We start from the raw sequence: 16,774 nt of genomic DNA, 5'->3' as shown, positions 1-16,774 counted from the left end.
TTTCGTATGTACGACTTTACTTAATGGAGTATACATGTACAATGTTTATAGAATGAAATGAGGACGTAAGGAGTTGAACCATTGAGTTTTTATATAAATAAATCGATTATTAAAGAAGTATGCGGAGAAACCTCCTATAAAAGAGGTGAAGCTTATTATAAAGCAAATAAAGTAATCGTGAACCATTATGATGAAAATAAAGAAATTTGCGAGGCGACGGTACAAGGGAACGAAGATTTTCATGTTACAGTAGAAAAAGCTAAAAAAGGTAATGTTGTTGCGAGATGTAGTTGTCCTTCGTTAGCGTCTTTTCAAACGTACTGTCAACATGTTGCAGCAGTACTGCTACAAATAAATTATAATCAGCAAACAGGTGGAATGGGCTCTGTTAGTAGCAGAAATGATCAGTTAACAAACGGGATGTTTCAATTGTTTGCGGACAAACCACTGCGGCCCAAAAGTAAACAACATCGTTTTGATACACGTGAAATATTAGATGTTACGTTTATATGTTCACCAGTAGCGACGAAAAGCGGTGGGGCCCTTCTTGGAATTCAGTTAAAACTTGCGAAAACATATTCTATAAATCATATTAGAGACTTTCTTTCTAAAGTGGAAAAAAGAGAGTCATTTCATTGTTCAAATGAATTTACGTATACACCAGATGTACATAGTTTTAAACAAGAGACAGACGCAATTATTCAGCAGCTTATTAAAATGTATCATAATGAAAAAATGTATGAGGATGCGCTAGAAGTACATGCCAAACAAGATGAAAGTATGATATTCATACCGCCAGCTTCATGGAATGACATGCTTTCTTTACTTTCTAGAGTTGAGTATGTACAGCTGAAACAATATGAACAACTGTTTCACGATTTACAAGTTTCTAAAGGGTTATTGCCGTTACATTTCGAGTTTACGAAAGGGAATAATGGCGGATTTACACTTCATATAGATGGATTAAACCGTGTACAAGTTATGGATATGTATAACAATGCACTTTATGACGGGAAACTATATCATTTACATATGGAAGAGTGTATGCGGCTTATTGAATTAAAAAAGATGATGAATCGTTCAAATAGCAATCAGTTTTACATTCCTGAAAATAAGATGGAACATTTCGTAGCGAAAGTTGTGCCAGGCTTAATGAAACTCGGAACAGTTCGAATTGATGAAGTACTATCAGATCGTGTTGAAACACCGTCACTAAAAGCGAAATTGTATTTAGATCGAGTGAAAAATCGTTTGTTAGCAGGCCTTGAATTCCACTATGGAAACGTCGTTATTAACCCGCTAGAAGAAGACGGGCAGCCGTCTGTTTTTAATCGTGACGAGAAAAAAGAAAAAGAGATTTTAGACATGATGAGTGAAAGTGCCTTTGCGAAAACAGAGGGCGGTTACTTTATGCATAATGAAGAAGCTGAGTACAATTTTTTATATCACATCGTTCCAACGTTAAAAGGTTTACTTGATATTTATGCGACGACAGCAATTAAATTACGAATTCATAAAGGAGATACAGCTCCTCTAATTAGAGTAAGAAGAAAAGAAAGAATTGATTGGTTGTCATTTCGTTTTGATATAAAAGGAATACCGGAAGCTGAAATTAAAGGTGTATTAGCGGCTCTTGAAGAGAAACGTAAATATTACCGATTAGCGAACGGTTCGTTATTATCACTGGAAAGTAAAGAGTTTAATGAAATTAATCAATTTGTAAAAGAATCAGGTATTCGGAAAGAATTTTCACATGGAGAAGAAGTAAATGTTCCGCTTATTCGGAGTGTAAAATGGATGAACGGACTTCAGGAAGGCAACGTTTTAAGTTTAGATGATTCTGTTCAAGAGTTAGTGGAAAACATTCAAAATCCGAAAAAATTGAAGTTTGCTGTGCCAAATACTTTACACGCTGTTCTGAGAGAGTATCAAGTGTATGGATTCGAGTGGATGAAAACACTCGCTCATTACCGTTTTGGTGGTATTTTAGCAGATGATATGGGGCTTGGGAAGACGCTGCAAAGCATTGCTTTTATAGATTCCGTCTTGCCTGAAATTCGAGAGAAGAAGCTGCCCATATTAGTCGTTTCACCGTCATCACTTGTTTATAACTGGCTTAGTGAATTGAAAAAATTCGCTCCGCATATTCGAGCGGTTATTGCCGATGGAAGTCAAGCAGAGCGCCGAAAAATATTGAAAGATATAGTGGAATTTGATGTCGTAATTACGTCATATCCATTGCTGAGAAGGGACATAAGATTGTATGCAAGGCCGTTTCACACGCTATTTCTTGATGAAGCACAAGCGTTTAAAAACCCTACAACACAAACGGCAAGAGCAGTGAAAACGATTCAAGCTGAATATCGTTTCGGATTAACGGGGACCCCTGTAGAAAATTCATTAGAAGAGCTATGGTCTATCTTTCATATCGTATTTCCGGAATTATTGCCAGGAAGAAAAGAGTTCGGTGATTTAAGGCGTGAAGATATAGCGAAGCGAGTGAAACCATTCGTATTAAGGCGACTAAAAGGGGAGGTATTAAATGAGTTGCCAGATAAAATAGAGCATTTACAGTCATCGGAGTTGTTACCAGATCAAAAGAGACTTTATGCTGCTTATTTAGCGAAATTGAGAGAAGAAACGTTAAAACATTTAGACAAAGATACGTTACGTAAAAATAAAATCAGAATTTTAGCTGGTTTAACGAGACTGCGTCAAATTTGTAATCATCCCGCGTTATTTGTCGATGATTATAAGGGTAGTTCAGCTAAATTTGAACAATTGTTAGAGATTTTAGAGGAATGTAGAAGTACAGGAAAGAGAATTTTAATTTTTTCTCAATTTACGAAGATGCTCTCCATTATTGGTCGTGAGTTAAATCGTCAAGCCATTCCATATTTTTATTTAGATGGGAGTACACCTGCGCAGGAGCGTGTAGAGCTATGTAATCGTTTTAACGAAGGGGAAGGCGATTTATTTCTCATCTCATTAAAAGCTGGTGGTACGGGTCTCAATTTAACAGGAGCAGATACGGTCATATTATACGATTTATGGTGGAATCCAGCAGTTGAGCAACAAGCAGCTGATAGGGCATATCGAATGGGACAAAAAAATACAGTGCAAGTTATTAAGTTAGTTGCTCACGGAACGATTGAAGAAAAGATGCATGAACTGCAAGAGAGTAAGAAAAATTTAATCGCTGAAGTGATTGAGCCGGGAGAAGAGAAATTATCTTCTATTACGGAGGAAGAAATACGAGATATTCTAATGATTTAATATGAAAAAGCTATGCTTTCAAATTTATGAGAGCATAGCTTTTTGTTGTAATAATTATATTTTGTTTTGTACAAAGTAAAGAAATCAAATGTTATTTAAATTACTTCTTTGCACCTTTACTTTTGTATGGTTTTGCAGCTGCCTTTTTCTTTGCACTTGATTGCCAACGGTTCCATCCTTTACTTCCTGTACCTTGTCCTACGCCTTTTTTCGGTTTTGCTTTCGTTTTGCTCATATGATCACTCCATTATATAAAAAATCTGATTTGATAATAGTCAATAATTTAGAAAATACTCTTGATAAATGACTATGTTTGCTTTAAGGAAAAACAAACTGCTTGAATGCTATAGTATATCATGAATTTGCAAGTAAACAGAAAGGAATTACAAAGAAAATGAAAATAATAAGAAATACTGCGGATTCTATCTTTCGAACGATTACATTACTTGTTGTGTATATGTTAGTTTCGATTAGTGAAACGCTTTTCGGATTGACGAGGCAAAAGAAGTGAAAATGTTATATTAGAAACAATCAATAAAGCCGTAAAATAAAGAATTGAAAAACATTTTGAAAATTTTTGTTGACTTTCTTTATTTTTTGTATAGAATAATCATTAATAAAATGTTTCAGAGATGTGACAACAAAACGACTATGAAAGGACGAGTAGTAGTAGGATGTAGTCTAAGCGAGTCAGGGGTGGTGTGAGCCTGATACGAAGCCTATTATGAAGAACCTCCTGGAGTTGCTAACCGAAATCCTTTAGAGGAAAGTAGACTTAGCCGGGAACTTCGCCGTTACAAGAAGAGCAGTATCGAGATATTCCATCTCCGTACTGTATAAGTGAGCAACCTCTGTTGCTAATTTGGGTGGTACCGCGGAACCAAAGCCTTTCGTCCCAGTTTTTTGGGGAAGAAGGGCTTTTTTTGTTGGCTTCTTTTCACAACATCCAAACATTTTAGGAGGAAACCACCATGTATCAATCATTAATGACAGTAAGAGAGACTCAAATTGCAATTAAGGAAGTTAAAACATTTTTCGAGGATCAATTAGCAAAACGCCTTGAACTATTCCGCGTATCTGCACCATTATTCGTAACGAAAAAATCAGGATTAAACGATCACTTAAACGGTGTAGAACGTCCAATTGAATTTGATATGCTGCATTCGGGAGAAGAATTAGAAATTGTTCATTCACTAGCGAAGTGGAAAAGATTTGCATTACATGAATACGGATATGAAGCTGGTGAAGGTTTATATACGAACATGAACGCGATTCGTCGTGATGAAGAACTTGATGCTACACATTCCATTTACGTTGACCAATGGGATTGGGAAAAAATCGTTCAAAAAGAATGGCGTACTGTCGATTACTTACAAAAAACAGTACAAACAATTTATGGAATATTCAAAGATTTAGAAGATCACTTATTTGAAAAGTATCCGTTCCTAGGAAAGTATTTACCAGAAGAAATCGTCTTCGTTACTTCTCAGGAGCTGGAAGATAAATATCCAGAATTAACACCGAAAGATCGTGAACATGCAATTGCGAAAGAACACGGTGCAGTCTTTATTATCGGAATTGGTGATGTACTTCGTTCAGGTGAAAAACATGACGGACGTGCAGCTGATTATGACGATTGGAAATTAAACGGTGACATTTTATTCTGGCACCCAGTACTACAAGCTTCATTCGAATTATCATCAATGGGAATTCGTGTTGATAGTAAATCACTTGATGAGCAATTAACGAAAACAGGTGATGACTTCAAACGTGAGTATGATTTCCATAAAGGGATATTAGAAGACGTACTACCATTAACAATTGGTGGTGGTATCGGACAATCAAGAATGTGCATGTATTTCCTACGTAAAGCACATATTGGTGAAGTTCAATCTTCTGTATGGCCTGACGATTTACGTGCAGCTTGTAAGAAAGAAAACATTCATCTGTTTTAATAGAAGTGAGAAGAGTCAGTAGTATTTCCTAGGAAATACTACTGACGATTAATTTGAGTGTTTTATAATGATTTTTGGATGTCAATAATATGTTAAAAAGCTGTTTGTATAGAATCTTGAAATCTATGCAAACAGCTTTTTATTTATAAATAGGAAGGAAATAGATTTATATGACTTTTGTAAGTTGCAATAAAAATATTAAATTATACCATTTGTACTAAAGGCTCAATTTTCGCCATAAATGATTGATGCAGCGCCTCAACACCTGTAACTAAATGAAGGCGGTCAATAACGACAGATACTTTAATTTCTGATGTACTTACCATTTTAATATGAATATCTTCTTCTTTTAAAGTAGTGAACATATTTGCAGCGACACCTGGGTTAGATACCATACCAGATCCTACAATTGATACTTTTGCTAAATGATTTTCATGTTCTACTGACTCATAGTGAAGAGTTTCTTGATTTTGTTCCAACACTTCTAAAGTTTCTCTTAAATCATTAGAGTGAATGGAGAAGGAGAGATGAACAGTTCCTTCATTTGTAATACTTTGAATGATAATATCTACATTAATGTGTGCTGCTGCTAATGTAGAGAAAACTGTTGAAAGTGAGCCTTGTTCCAATCCTTTAATTGTGACACGTGTAATATTATCCTCAAATGCAATACCTTTAACGATTGATTGTTGTTCCATGTTACATTCTCCTTTTACAATTGTTCCGTTTTCTTGTTCCATACTTGAGCGGACTTCTAAAACGACATTATGATTTTTAGCAAATTCAACAGCACGCGGATGTAATACGCCAGCACCGAGGTTGGCAAGCTCTAACATTTCGTCATAAGAAATTTCATCTAATTTGTAAGCCGTTTTTACAACTCGTGGATCAGTCGTGTATACGCCTGTCACATCCGTATAAATATCACATTTTTTCGCTTTTAATGCCGCTGCTAATGCGACAGCGGTCGTATCAGAGCCACCACGTCCAAGCGTTGTGATTTCACTTTCTATACTCATACCTTGGAAACCAGCTACGATAACAATTGTGCCTTCAGCAAGATAAGACTGAATACGATCTGTATTAATGTCAGTAATCCGTGCACTACCATGTACAGATTCTGTCGTAATACCAGCTTGCCATCCTGTTAATGAAATGGCGTTATAGCCTTTTGTTTGTAATGCCATTGTTAATAATGAAATGGTCACTTGTTCTCCTGTAGATAGAAGCATGTCCATTTCACGTTTACTTGGGTTTTCCGTAACAGCGTTAGCAAGTGCTACTAGTTCATCCGTGCTTTTGCCCATTGCCGAAACGACAGAGACAACGCTATGTCCCCTTTCATATTCTTCAATAATTAAATTTGCTACATGTTGAATGCGTTCGACGCTTCCGACAGAAGTGCCACCAAATTTTTGTACAATCGTTTCCATTACGAATTCCTTCTTTCGTCCATTTTTAAGAATAGGTTAGGACATATGCAAATCCCAATATTCCTGTAGTTACCAGAGAGAAAAACAAAAAACACCATCTCAAATAAGTGAGGATGGTGCTGTTACAGGAAAAGGGAAACAGAAAACGGAGCTAATAAAAAAACCGCCAAAAAAGGAATATCATGAAAATGATATCTCTTTTTTGTAGATAGCTCTTCATACGTACATGTTTGTACATATGACAGTTCTGTTTCTATTCGAAAACAGCCCCAATTGATAAATGCAGAGAAGTTTATCAATTTCGGCAACACTTCCTTTCTTCTAATTTCATAGACATCTCTGTGTCTCCATTAGAATACTTATAAGTATTGCAACCTCTATCTCACGTTTTAGGCGAGAGTGTTTGATTTATAAAGTTGTGGGTAACATTTGTTTTATAATAATTTAAATTTTCCGGGGAATCAAGTGTTTTGTGTATTTTTTTAAAATTCTTTCTATTTACGGGGGAGTTTGTGAAAAATGTAGCAAAATAAACTCATTGCATGTACATTAAAAATATAGTGCACTGGAGGTGGAAGAATGCAAAGGAAAAAACCTATTTATGTTTCGATAGAAATGGAAACAACGATAGAGAAATTATGGGAATATACGCAAGAACCAGACATACATACAGAGTGGGATGCTCGCTTTACTGAAATTTCGTATTTAGAGAAAAAAGAGGGAGAACCGCAGCAATTTTTGTATAAAACAAAGATCGGATTTGGACTTGAAATAGCTGGGGAAGGGGAATCGATAGGTGAGATTAGAAAAGAAACTGGAGAACGAATTTCGTCTTTGAAATTTTGGACAGACAATCAATTATCGCTTATACAAATGGGGCGTGGGTATTGGAAGTATACACCGAATAATGAATACATTCATTTTGAAACGCAATATGATTATGATACAAGATTTGGCCGTATAGGAAATGTAATAGATTCATATATTTTTCGCCCGTTATTAGGCTCTGCGACTGCTTGGAGTTTTGATGCTTTAAAATTATGGTTAGAAAAGGGACTTCATCCTAAGTTGCTAATTAGAAGAACAATGACATATTGGCTCGTTTGTTTTTTATTTTCTTTTGTATGGCTATATCAAGGGATTGTACCGAAAATAATCTTTACCCATCCAGAAGAAGTGAAAATGCTTTCGGTCATAATTGGTTCAACTGAAAATAGTATTTTTATTCTTAAAATAATTGGGCTGTTAGAAGTTATTTTTGGTGTCATATGGTTACTTCCATTTCCAAAACGAAATGTATTTATACTACATATTTTCATGTTAATAGCCTTAACGATAGCAGCAGGATGTACGAATATCACAAGCTTTACAGAGCCGTTTAATCCAATTACGTTAAATCTGCTTCTAATTGGAGTATCGATTGTCGGTTATATGAATAGCTTCGATTTGCCAAGTGCAAAAAATTGCAAGAGGACGAGAAAGGGATAGTGTATGGCTAATATTTATGAAAGACTATTAGGGGATTCTTATAAAAAACTTCATCCGAAATTGCAGAAACGCTATGAGATTACAGAAGAGAATAGTTTTATTGGGGAAGGAAAGATGGATGAAATTTATGGTGGTTCTTTTTTTGTGAAATTAATATTAAAAATTGCATCGAAGTTTCGAATGTTTTTCTCTGAACGAGGAAAAAAAGTGCCTTTTGTAATACATAATACTGCTGGACGAGATAAAGATGGAAAAGAAATTGTAAAGTGGAATCGCACGTTTTATTTTCATGATAAGGAAAGATATTTTAATGCGGTTATGCAGTTGGATGAAAACGAAAATGAAATTGTAGATTATTTTGGTGAACCACATTTACTCGTCTCTACATTGAATTTTCATATTGATGGGTTAGGGGCAATGCATATTTCTTCAAAGAAACAATGGCTTTATATGTTTGGAAGAAAAATCTCTTTACCGAAACTTTTATACGGAGAGGCAAAAATTGTTGAAAGTTATGATGACGAATTACAATGTTTTCGAATTTATGTTCAAGTACGAAATCCGTTAATTGGTTCGCTATTTTCATATAAGGGAACGTTTGTGGAAAGGAAATAAACGATATGAGAAATATAATATTTGGTCTTGCTTGTTATATTGTTTTTCTAATATGTGAGTGGCCCGATGTAAATCCTGTTGAAGCAATTATATTATTATCTATTTTGTTATTTATACCGATGTCTTTTTGTATTATTGATAAAAGAACACGAAATGGATCGTATTTATTATTTTATAAATCCGTATCGTTTTTATATCCGGTCGCAGCAATTAGTGCAATGTTAGCTTTTGTAACAAATCAATATTTCTTTGCGATAATTTGGTTTGTATATACGGGGATCGTTGCGTTATTTGGTATAAATAGATTACTAGAAAGAGGACGGAAGCCATTAGAAGAAACGGCTATCGATAGTGCGTTTATTTATTTGTTTTTAGGTGGTTTTTGGTTTTTTGCTTCAGTAGCAAACGTATCGATTATGCAGTTTAGTTCTGACATTGTTTTACTTACAGCTGCACACTTTCATTATTCGGCATTTCTATTGCCGTTATCAGCGGGTTTAATTGGGAGGGAGAGAGAAAAGAGAAGTAAAGTATATGATGCAATTATGTTTATTATAGTCATTTCACCGATGACAGTTGCGATTGGAATTACATACTCAAGGATATTTGAATTTTTTGCAGTGTTCCTATATTTATGTGCTATTTATGGTTATGGGATTTATGTTTGGCGCACGAAATTTAATGCTATCAGCGCAAAGATTCTTTTAATCATTTCGTCTAGTACGCTCATGGTCACAATTATGTTCTCACTCATATATTCATATGGGAATTTGAAACAAGTAATGACGATTACAATTGTACAAATGGTTTGGGTTCACGGTGTCGTAAATGGGATTGGAGTAGCGCTACCGGCATTTGTTGGTTGGATGATGGAAAAGAGTGCTCCCAATTATAAATACTATGGAAAACCAATGAGTCGGTTAAGAGGAAGTGTAACAATTGGTGAGACGTTTTTACATAGTAGGAATTTAGTAGATAGTAAGGAATACAAAGGTTTAGTTGATAAAATGAATGACTTTCATAGTGAGGCATTTGACACAGCGAAGATTCCTTTAAGCATTATTCGTTTTTATGAAAATACAACAGCGTATAAGTTACAATCGCATATTAAATGGACTCGTTGGTTCCGCCCATTTGCATTTTGTTATGAGAAAATGAGTAAACGTGTTGGACAAATACATTTAGGAATGGGTGGCAAGTGGGAAACAATGTACGGTTCTATCCTTGGTGTAATCGATGAGAAAGACGGAAGAGAAAACGTAAGAGCTTGGCTAAGAAAAAATGAAGCAGGGAAGTCTATTTTTTTAGCTTTGTATTCAATGCATACCCATAAGAACGATACATATATGAATATCGCATTACCTTTACCATATTCGAATATGACGGGGATTTTAAAATTACGCAATGATAATAATGAGTTAATCATTACTAGTAAGCTAAGAGAAAATGGTAAGGGCGATGAGGGGATTTATTTACATACTCGTTTCTTTACAATCCGTTTACCGTTAGCAGAGACGTTTATTATTAAAGAGGGAAATGGTCAAATGCTAACAGCTCACCATAAAATGTGGATATTTGGAGTTAAGTTTTTAGAAATTGATTATGAGATTAAGAAAATAGAGGAAAAGTAAGAAAAGCTTGGAGAGATTCCGAGCTTTTTTACGTGTGGGCAATTGTCATAGCGACTTGTTTATCTAAATCTTTGTCCCAAACACGTTGAATTTCAAACGTACCTTTTTCAAAAAGTAATGGGGATCTTTCTTTAAACCAACCTTGCATAGGAAGATTTAGTGCTGTATTGATTGGCACCCATACTAATTCACCGATACGATAAACTTAACTAAATCTATACAATTCAATTAAATTTACACAAGTTAGTGCTTCATCGTGTTCTCGCAACCCCGAAGGGACGAGGGGTATAACATTCCACACGAGGCAGTATCGTTACCTCCTATTAACAAGCATTTATTTTACAAGTAAAACTTCATTGTTACGCTAGATCATACACATTGTATAGAGTTGGTGCTCGATGTTATGTGAATTTGGAGGCATAATGATGTATTCTCCTTTATATTTTTTTTGATAATTTTACCATAGCATAATGGTTTCTTATATAATTGAAAATGTAATATTGGTAATTTTCTGTTATTATGTATGGATTCTATAGTCATTTGGAAAGAGGAGAGGGAAATGCAAGGAGAAATACAAAGAGAGAAAGGTTTAGGGTATGTTGGCAAATTACTGTTGCCAGTTAAAGTGTCACGGCATTTTAAATTTTTGTGGATTGGACAATTGCTTTCAACTTTAGGGAGTTCTATAACGATGGTTATTTTGCCAGTCGTTGTTTACTCATTAACTGGTTCAACGGTTGTAATGGGGATGACTATGGCAATGTACATGCTACCTAATATTCTTGCTTTACCGTTTGCAGGGTTAGTTGTAGATCGAATTGACCGGGTAAAATTAATGTTATTTACAGATATAATCCGCGCTATATTAATGCTATTACTTGCATCGCTTATATTTATGGATTTGCTAACGATTACCCTTTTATATGTCCTTGTTGCTTTATACGGACTTATGGAAGGAATATTCCAGCCGGCGTATTCAGCTGTAAGAGCAAAAGTGTTTGTACCAGAAATTCGTAATGCGGCTAATGCACTCACGCAAATGAGTAATCAAGGCATACGATTAATCGGACCGGCACTTGGTGGATTAATCGTATCAGTTGCATCTGCTGGGATAGGGTTTGGACTAGATGCAGCAACGTATTTATTATCATTTTTCTGTTTATTATTTTTAAAAGAAATTAAGTTTAAGAAAGTAAACTCGATTGAAAGGAGTAAGATCGATTATAAAAAAGAGTTTATGGAAGGGGTTTTAGTTTTAAAAAGTCATCCGTGGTTGTGGATTACAATTTTAGTGTTTTCTTTCGTAAACATTTGTTATGCCGGCATTATCGTCGTATTAATTCCATGGTTGTTTAATGTTCACCATCATTTTGAAGCTTACGTATATGGACTAGGCATGGCAGCTTCTGGTGGTGGTGCTGTAATCGCCGCACTAATATTTGGCGGGAGGGAACGATGGCATAAAAGAGGATTACTTGCCTATGGAGGTGTTTTAATTAGTGGTATCGCTCTACTAATTATGCCGTTCATTTCTTGGCCACCTGCTTTAATATTCTTAATGGCAATCGAAGGATTCGGTATGATGATATTTGGACTTATTTGGGAAACGAGTTTACAAGAACTTGTTCCAGAAGAAGCATTTGGAAGAGTAGCAAGCCTTGATATGTTAGGTTCTTTCGCTTTATTGCCATTAGGATACGTAGTTGTTGGTTGGCTAGCGAATGTAATAGGTGGCGAGATAACGATTGTATTGCTAGCAATTTTAGTGATTATTACAATAGGTATGGCATTGTCTGTGCGGAGTATTCGTCGATTTGATTGATGATAGGGGAAAGGGGACAGCGTATATGACGATAGAAAATTTGAAAGATATAGTAGTAAGGCAACTAGAAAGCAAATACACTTTGCAAGAAAAGGTTTTTGAAGCAAAAAATTTCACGGTCTATATCGCTACTCATATAGAAAATAATATAGTATATAATCGATTATTATTAATAAAGCATTTTTATAATAAAAAGCCTTCTGTACATATTTGGCACAAGCAAATTAGTACGGAAGCAACTGAACTGGAAATTACAAAAGAAGTGACAGAAGCGATCCAATCAGGTTTCATAAATGAAGACTAAGTTCAGAACTTAGTCTTCATTAAATACAAATGTTTGTTTCATCTTTTTATCCTCATTTACCGGATGACCGTTGTAAGAGAAATTATTTTCTTCCCAAGTAATGACGACTTTGAAATTATGGCTGTTAAAGTCTAATGGGAATACTATGTAGTCAAAGTTTGTATGACTTTTAGAAACTTTGTTATTTAATGTAGTAGGATTAAAAGTAGCTTTAGAGGTAGGAGTGTTATCAAGTATTTCCACAGCTACGTTTGATACATCATTACCGATATTTTTTACAAGTAAACTATACGTATCGTATACATCCTGTTTTGGCTGCACTGCTTGCTTCTTTACGTTATGAGATTTATCAATTTCGATATACCACTGTTTAGACTTTGACGCAATTGGTAGTGATTGAAATGTGTATGCACTTGCTTGTATTGGTAGTGCTAAACAGGTTAGTGCAAAGAGAGAAAATATTTTTCGTTTCATTGTTAGAGAGCTCCCATTCTTTAACGGATTTATTTGTTATTATCTTCTCTTTGTAAGAGGATATACCATAATTCAATTGTGAAAAGTATAGTCTCTCTTTGTGAATAAGATGGAGATATTTCTCTTGAGCTAACCAATCGATTGCAGCAATTGCACTATGGATTGGAACGATGTATTTATTCATAAAAAGAAAACCATATGTTGTGTCCTTAATTCCAGCAATCTTTATGACGCTCATGACAGCCATTTATATTTTAAATGCGAAAATAGGTTTTAATATTTCACTAAATACGTCTTATGTTGTAGGTGCGGTTATTACAGTTATTTTAACTGCTATATGTTTCATGAAAGCTGTGTAGAGATTTTTCTAAACAGCTTTTTGTAATATGAAAAAATTACCAAATGTATGTTAAAATAGTATTGTCATACAACAAGGGGGATTTGTTTTATGGAAAATGGACATCTTGCTAAAGTAGATGTAACGAAAAGAATAGAATCGAAATCTAAGTATAATAAGAAACTTGAAAAATACCAGAGACGTTTATTAGCGCTTCAGCAAATTGTAAAAGAGGAAAAAATTGCAGTTATGCTCGTTATGGAAGGCTGGGATGCAGCTGGAAAAGGTGGAGCGATTAAACGAGTGACTGAGCATCTTGATCCACGTGGTTTTCAAGTAACTCCGATTGGAGCACCTGCACCTCATGAAAAACGGTACCATTACTTGCAACGTTTCTGGCGGAAACTTCCTCAGTACGGGCAAATTACTATTTTTGATCGCTCGTGGTACGGCCGTGTGTTAGTTGAGCGTGTGGAAGGTTTTGCTACACAGGAAGAATGGATGAGAGCATATGATGAGATTAATGATTTTGAAAAATTATTAATCGATGATCATTACATAATAGGAAAATTCTTCTATCATATTAGTAAAGATGAACAATTAAAGAGGTTTAAAGATAGAGAGAAAAACCCATTAAAAAGGTGGAAAATTACAGACGAAGATTGGCGTAATCGTGAAAAATGGGACGAGTATGTTGAAGCGACGGAAGAAATGTTTGAAAAAACAAATAAACCAAATGCGAAATGGAATATTATCGAAAGTAACGATAAATTATATGCTCGTGTGAAAACGTTGAAAGTGATTATTTCGTTAATTGAGGATTATTTCGTAGAGCATGGTATAGAATTGCCTTCTTATTATTATGAAATGAAAGAAGGTAAGCAAGAGGGCTTTGAAACGAATCAAGATGTAATTGTAAAATAGTACGAAATTTGAATATGAAATATAACGAAGAACCATCCTGGAAATTTGAGAAACCAAATTACAGGATGGTTTTTATTTAGAAACATTTTACAATTAACAGAATAAGGTATATAATCAATAATCATANNTATGATTATTGATTATATACAATGTGGGGGTCTTATTTTGAAGGGAAGAGATGTTGTTTTAGGTTTATTGATGGAAAAAGAATTGTCTGGTTATGATATTAAAATTGTGTTCGAGGACGTATTTACTCATTTTTTTGATGGGAGTTTTGGAATGATCTATCCAACGTTACGACAGTTGGAAAAAGAGGGGAAAATAAAGAAAGAGGTTATTATGCAAGAAGGGAAACCGAATAAGAAAATGTACTTTATTACAGATGAAGGGCGTGAAGAGTTTTATCAATACATGAAAACAGATGTAGAGAAAGATGTTTTACGTTCAGATTTTTTAATGAGGATGTATTTCGGTAATTATAGCGATGATAAGGCAATAAAAAAATGGATTGAAGAGGAAATTAAAAGGAAAGAAGCATACATTGCGGATCTTCGATTGAAATATGAAAAGTGGAGAGTAGGTATTACTTTTGTCGAGGAAATTTCTCTCGATGTAGGTATTGCATCGTATAGTGCACAAGTAGAGATATTGAAAAGAAAACTAGAGCAATTAGAAACAAAAGAACACAATAAAAAGGAAGAATGAAAAACACGTTCGAAATAAAGGGGTAAATAAAGATGGAGCAATCAAAGGGTATTAAGATTGTCTTTTTAATGTGTCTAGGTATCTTTCTTTGTATGATTGATACGACAATTATGAATATAGCTTTACCGGCAATACAATCGAGTGTAAATACTTCATTAGAAAAGATGTCTTGGGTATTAAATGTATATACAATGACGATTGCAGTACTTGCTATTCCGTTAGGACGGATAGCTGATATTTTTGGGAAAGCAAAGATGTATATTCTTGGTTTGATAATTTTTGGTGGTGGATCAGTACTTTGTGCTTTTGCTAATACGGGTGATTTTCTCATTTTTTCTCGTTTTATACAAAGTGTAGGGGCGGCAATTTTATTTCCGACTAGTATGGTAATCGGCGTATCAGCTATGCCATTAGCTAAGAGGCATGTTGCACTTGCAATTTTAGGGGTAACGCAAGGACTATCAGCTGCGATGGGACCGGTAATAGGCGGAATTATTACACAAAATTTCGGTTGGAGATGGGTGTTCTTCGTTAATGTTCCAATTTGTATTCTTGGAATCATTTTATGCGGCATTATGTTACAAATAAAAAATGAAGAACGTATCATCTCAAAAATAGACTGGATAGGACTACTATTAAGTAGTACAGCAATTTTTTCTTTTACTCTCATATTAGTAAAAGGCAATACATGGGGATGGCAAAGTAATATAGCTTTGTCTTGTTATGTAATTAGCACTATTTCTCTTATTTTATTTGTTTTAGTAGAACGGAAGATTCATAATCCAATGGTGAATTTAAAGTTATTTCAAGATCGAATGTTTGTTGGAGCATCTATCGTTGTAATATTAAGTAATTTATTTTTAATTGGAGTAACTGTATTACTTCCAACGTTCTTGACGAAAATACAAGGTCGAACGGAAATTGAAGCAGCTTTTTTAGTGACACCTATTTCAGCAATGATATTTTTGGTCTCACCAGTTGCAGCAACATTAATTAAAAAGCTTGGCAAAGTAACTATTATTTTGTCAGGATTTCTTGTTATGAGTCTATCTTATTATTGGTTGCAAATGATTGACGTCACTTCCACAAATATAGAAATTATTATCCCATGTATGATATTAGGTGTTGGGTATGGCTTAGTAGTGGGACCAATTACTGTTTTAAGCGCATCTTCGTTTGAAGGGGAATTGTTAACTGCTTCTCAAAGTGTCGTATCGATGTTGCGGCAAGTTGGAATTGTATTAGCGGTAGCAATATTTGTATCTAACTTAACTCATAACTTAACTGTAAATAAAGAGAATGTATATCGTTATGCAGAAGAAAAAGTAGGAAATATTCATGTGGATCGTACTCAGCAAATTGAGATATTACAAATGACAAAAGAAAAAATAGAGAATCAAAGTATAGAAACGAATGTAGAAAAGCATCAAAATGAAACATTTGTAGGGTTAAATAAAGAGAAAAAAGACGAACTAATTCACCAAAAAGTAGATGAAGTATTAAATGCTGTTCCAGTAGAATATAGAGATATAAAAAGAGAAGAAGTTATGAATCAAGTGATAAAGGAAGTTGAAAAGCAAGAGGGAATTGTAAAGAAAGAGGCACTCGCATTTTCAGATGACGTGAAGCATTATGCTAAGAATCAGATGGCGATGAGTTTTACAGATTTATATAAAGCGAGTGTACCAATTATTTTAGTTTGTGCTTTAGTAAGTTTGTTATTTTGGGAAGGAAAGACTTTGAGTAAAAAGAGAAGGGAAAGAGTGGTAGAGGAAGCGTAAAAAAACAGGCTAATAGCAGCCTGTTTTTC

The 16,774-nt window shown here is 34.6% G+C and carries 14 protein-coding genes, 2 pseudogenes, 1 riboswitch and 1 other annotated feature; of the genes and pseudogenes, 12 read left to right on the top strand and 4 right to left on the bottom strand.

All coding sequences use genetic code 11. The features are described from left to right. Window positions 1–81 precede the first annotated feature (81 nt). Window positions 82–3,276, top strand: a complete 3,195-nt coding sequence (locus tag COE49_RS19585) for a DEAD/DEAH box helicase (protein ID WP_098946024.1) — start codon at window positions 82–84, stop codon at window positions 3,274–3,276. Window positions 3,277–3,376: 100 nt separating this feature from the next. On the opposite strand, the gene COE49_RS19580 is transcribed toward COE49_RS19585, so the two are convergent. Then, window positions 3,377–3,511 carry a DUF3934 family protein gene (locus COE49_RS19580; protein ID WP_000047587.1) on the bottom strand — a complete coding sequence of 45 codons (135 nt, stop codon included), beginning with the start codon at window positions 3,509–3,511 and terminating at the stop codon, window positions 3,377–3,379. Window positions 3,512–3,613: 102 nt separating this feature from the next. On the opposite strand from COE49_RS19580, the gene COE49_RS27700 reads away from it, so the two are divergent. Then, window positions 3,614–3,787, top strand: a complete 174-nt coding sequence (locus tag COE49_RS27700; protein ID WP_098946023.1) for a hypothetical protein — start codon at window positions 3,614–3,616, stop codon at window positions 3,785–3,787. Window positions 3,788–3,918: 131 nt separating this feature from the next. Continuing rightward, window positions 3,919–4,177: a binding site (T-box leader), on the top strand. 70 nt (window positions 4,178–4,247) lie between these two features. Further along, a complete protein-coding gene (asnA, locus tag COE49_RS19565) occupies window positions 4,248–5,231 on the top strand; it encodes an aspartate--ammonia ligase (protein WP_088231204.1) in 984 nt (327 codons plus the stop codon). Between the two features lie 203 nt (window positions 5,232–5,434). Here asnA and COE49_RS19560 read toward each other — a convergent pair whose 3' ends face one another. After that, window positions 5,435–6,664, bottom strand: a complete 1,230-nt coding sequence (locus tag COE49_RS19560; protein WP_088231205.1) for an aspartate kinase — start codon at window positions 6,662–6,664, stop codon at window positions 5,435–5,437. A 201-nt stretch (window positions 6,665–6,865) separates the two neighbouring features. Then, window positions 6,866–7,052: riboswitch (Lysine riboswitch) on the bottom strand. Window positions 7,053–7,243: 191 nt separating this feature from the next. Here COE49_RS19560 and COE49_RS19550 point away from each other — a divergent pair. The 3 genes from COE49_RS19550 to COE49_RS19540 are packed head-to-tail and all read left to right on the top strand — an operon-like array spanning window position 7,244 to window position 10,398. Then, window positions 7,244–8,152: a DoxX-like family protein gene (locus COE49_RS19550; protein ID WP_088231206.1), complete on the top strand. Its 909-nt coding sequence runs from the start codon at window positions 7,244–7,246 to the stop codon at window positions 8,150–8,152. Between the two features lie 3 nt (window positions 8,153–8,155). Beyond that, a complete protein-coding gene (locus COE49_RS19545) occupies window positions 8,156–8,767 on the top strand; it encodes a DUF4166 domain-containing protein (RefSeq protein WP_088231207.1) in 612 nt (203 codons plus the stop codon). 5 nt (window positions 8,768–8,772) lie between these two features. Next, the gene (locus COE49_RS19540) at window positions 8,773–10,398 is read left to right on the top strand and encodes a YndJ family protein (RefSeq protein ID WP_098946022.1); all 1,626 of its coding nucleotides are present in this window, start codon (window positions 8,773–8,775) and stop codon (window positions 10,396–10,398) included. Between the two features lie 28 nt (window positions 10,399–10,426). Here the strand turns inward: COE49_RS19540 and COE49_RS19535 are convergent. Further along, window positions 10,427–10,591: pseudogene (locus COE49_RS19535) on the bottom strand (DNA mismatch repair protein MutT); the annotation flags it as partial. A gap of 366 nt (window positions 10,592–10,957) precedes the next feature. Here COE49_RS19535 and COE49_RS19525 point away from each other — a divergent pair. Together COE49_RS19525 and COE49_RS19520 are read left to right on the top strand one after the other, a co-directional pair. Continuing rightward, a complete protein-coding gene (locus COE49_RS19525) occupies window positions 10,958–12,220 on the top strand; it encodes an MFS transporter (RefSeq protein WP_098252675.1) in 1,263 nt (420 codons plus the stop codon). A gap of 25 nt (window positions 12,221–12,245) precedes the next feature. Then, window positions 12,246–12,524, top strand: a complete 279-nt coding sequence (locus tag COE49_RS19520; RefSeq protein ID WP_088231210.1) for a hypothetical protein — start codon at window positions 12,246–12,248, stop codon at window positions 12,522–12,524. A gap of 9 nt (window positions 12,525–12,533) precedes the next feature. Here the strand turns inward: COE49_RS19520 and COE49_RS19515 are convergent, their stop codons facing one another. Further along, window positions 12,534–12,998, bottom strand: coding sequence for a hypothetical protein (locus COE49_RS19515; RefSeq protein WP_088231211.1), 465 nt, complete (start codon window positions 12,996–12,998; stop codon window positions 12,534–12,536). A gap of 110 nt (window positions 12,999–13,108) precedes the next feature. Here COE49_RS19515 and COE49_RS19510 point away from each other — a divergent pair. The 4 genes and pseudogenes from COE49_RS19510 to COE49_RS19495 all read left to right on the top strand — a co-directional run. Continuing rightward, a pseudogene (locus COE49_RS19510) lies at window positions 13,109–13,357 on the top strand (carbon starvation CstA family protein); the annotation flags it as partial. Window positions 13,358–13,446: 89 nt separating this feature from the next. After that, complete coding sequence (locus COE49_RS19505) at window positions 13,447–14,259, top strand: polyphosphate kinase 2 family protein (protein WP_088231212.1); 813 nt, start codon at window positions 13,447–13,449, stop codon at window positions 14,257–14,259. 165 nt (window positions 14,260–14,424) lie between these two features. Further along, a complete protein-coding gene (locus COE49_RS19500) occupies window positions 14,425–14,964 on the top strand; it encodes a PadR family transcriptional regulator (RefSeq protein WP_088231213.1) in 540 nt (179 codons plus the stop codon). A 32-nt stretch (window positions 14,965–14,996) separates the two neighbouring features. Continuing rightward, window positions 14,997–16,745, top strand: coding sequence for an MFS transporter (locus COE49_RS19495; protein WP_088231214.1), 1,749 nt, complete (start codon window positions 14,997–14,999; stop codon window positions 16,743–16,745). Window positions 16,746–16,774 lie beyond the last annotated feature (29 nt).

The organism is Bacillus sp. AFS029637, from assembly GCF_002584985.1.
Classification (GTDB): domain Bacteria; phylum Bacillota; class Bacilli; order Bacillales; family Bacillaceae_G; genus Bacillus_A.
This window is presented reverse-complemented; position numbering and strand designations above follow the sequence as displayed.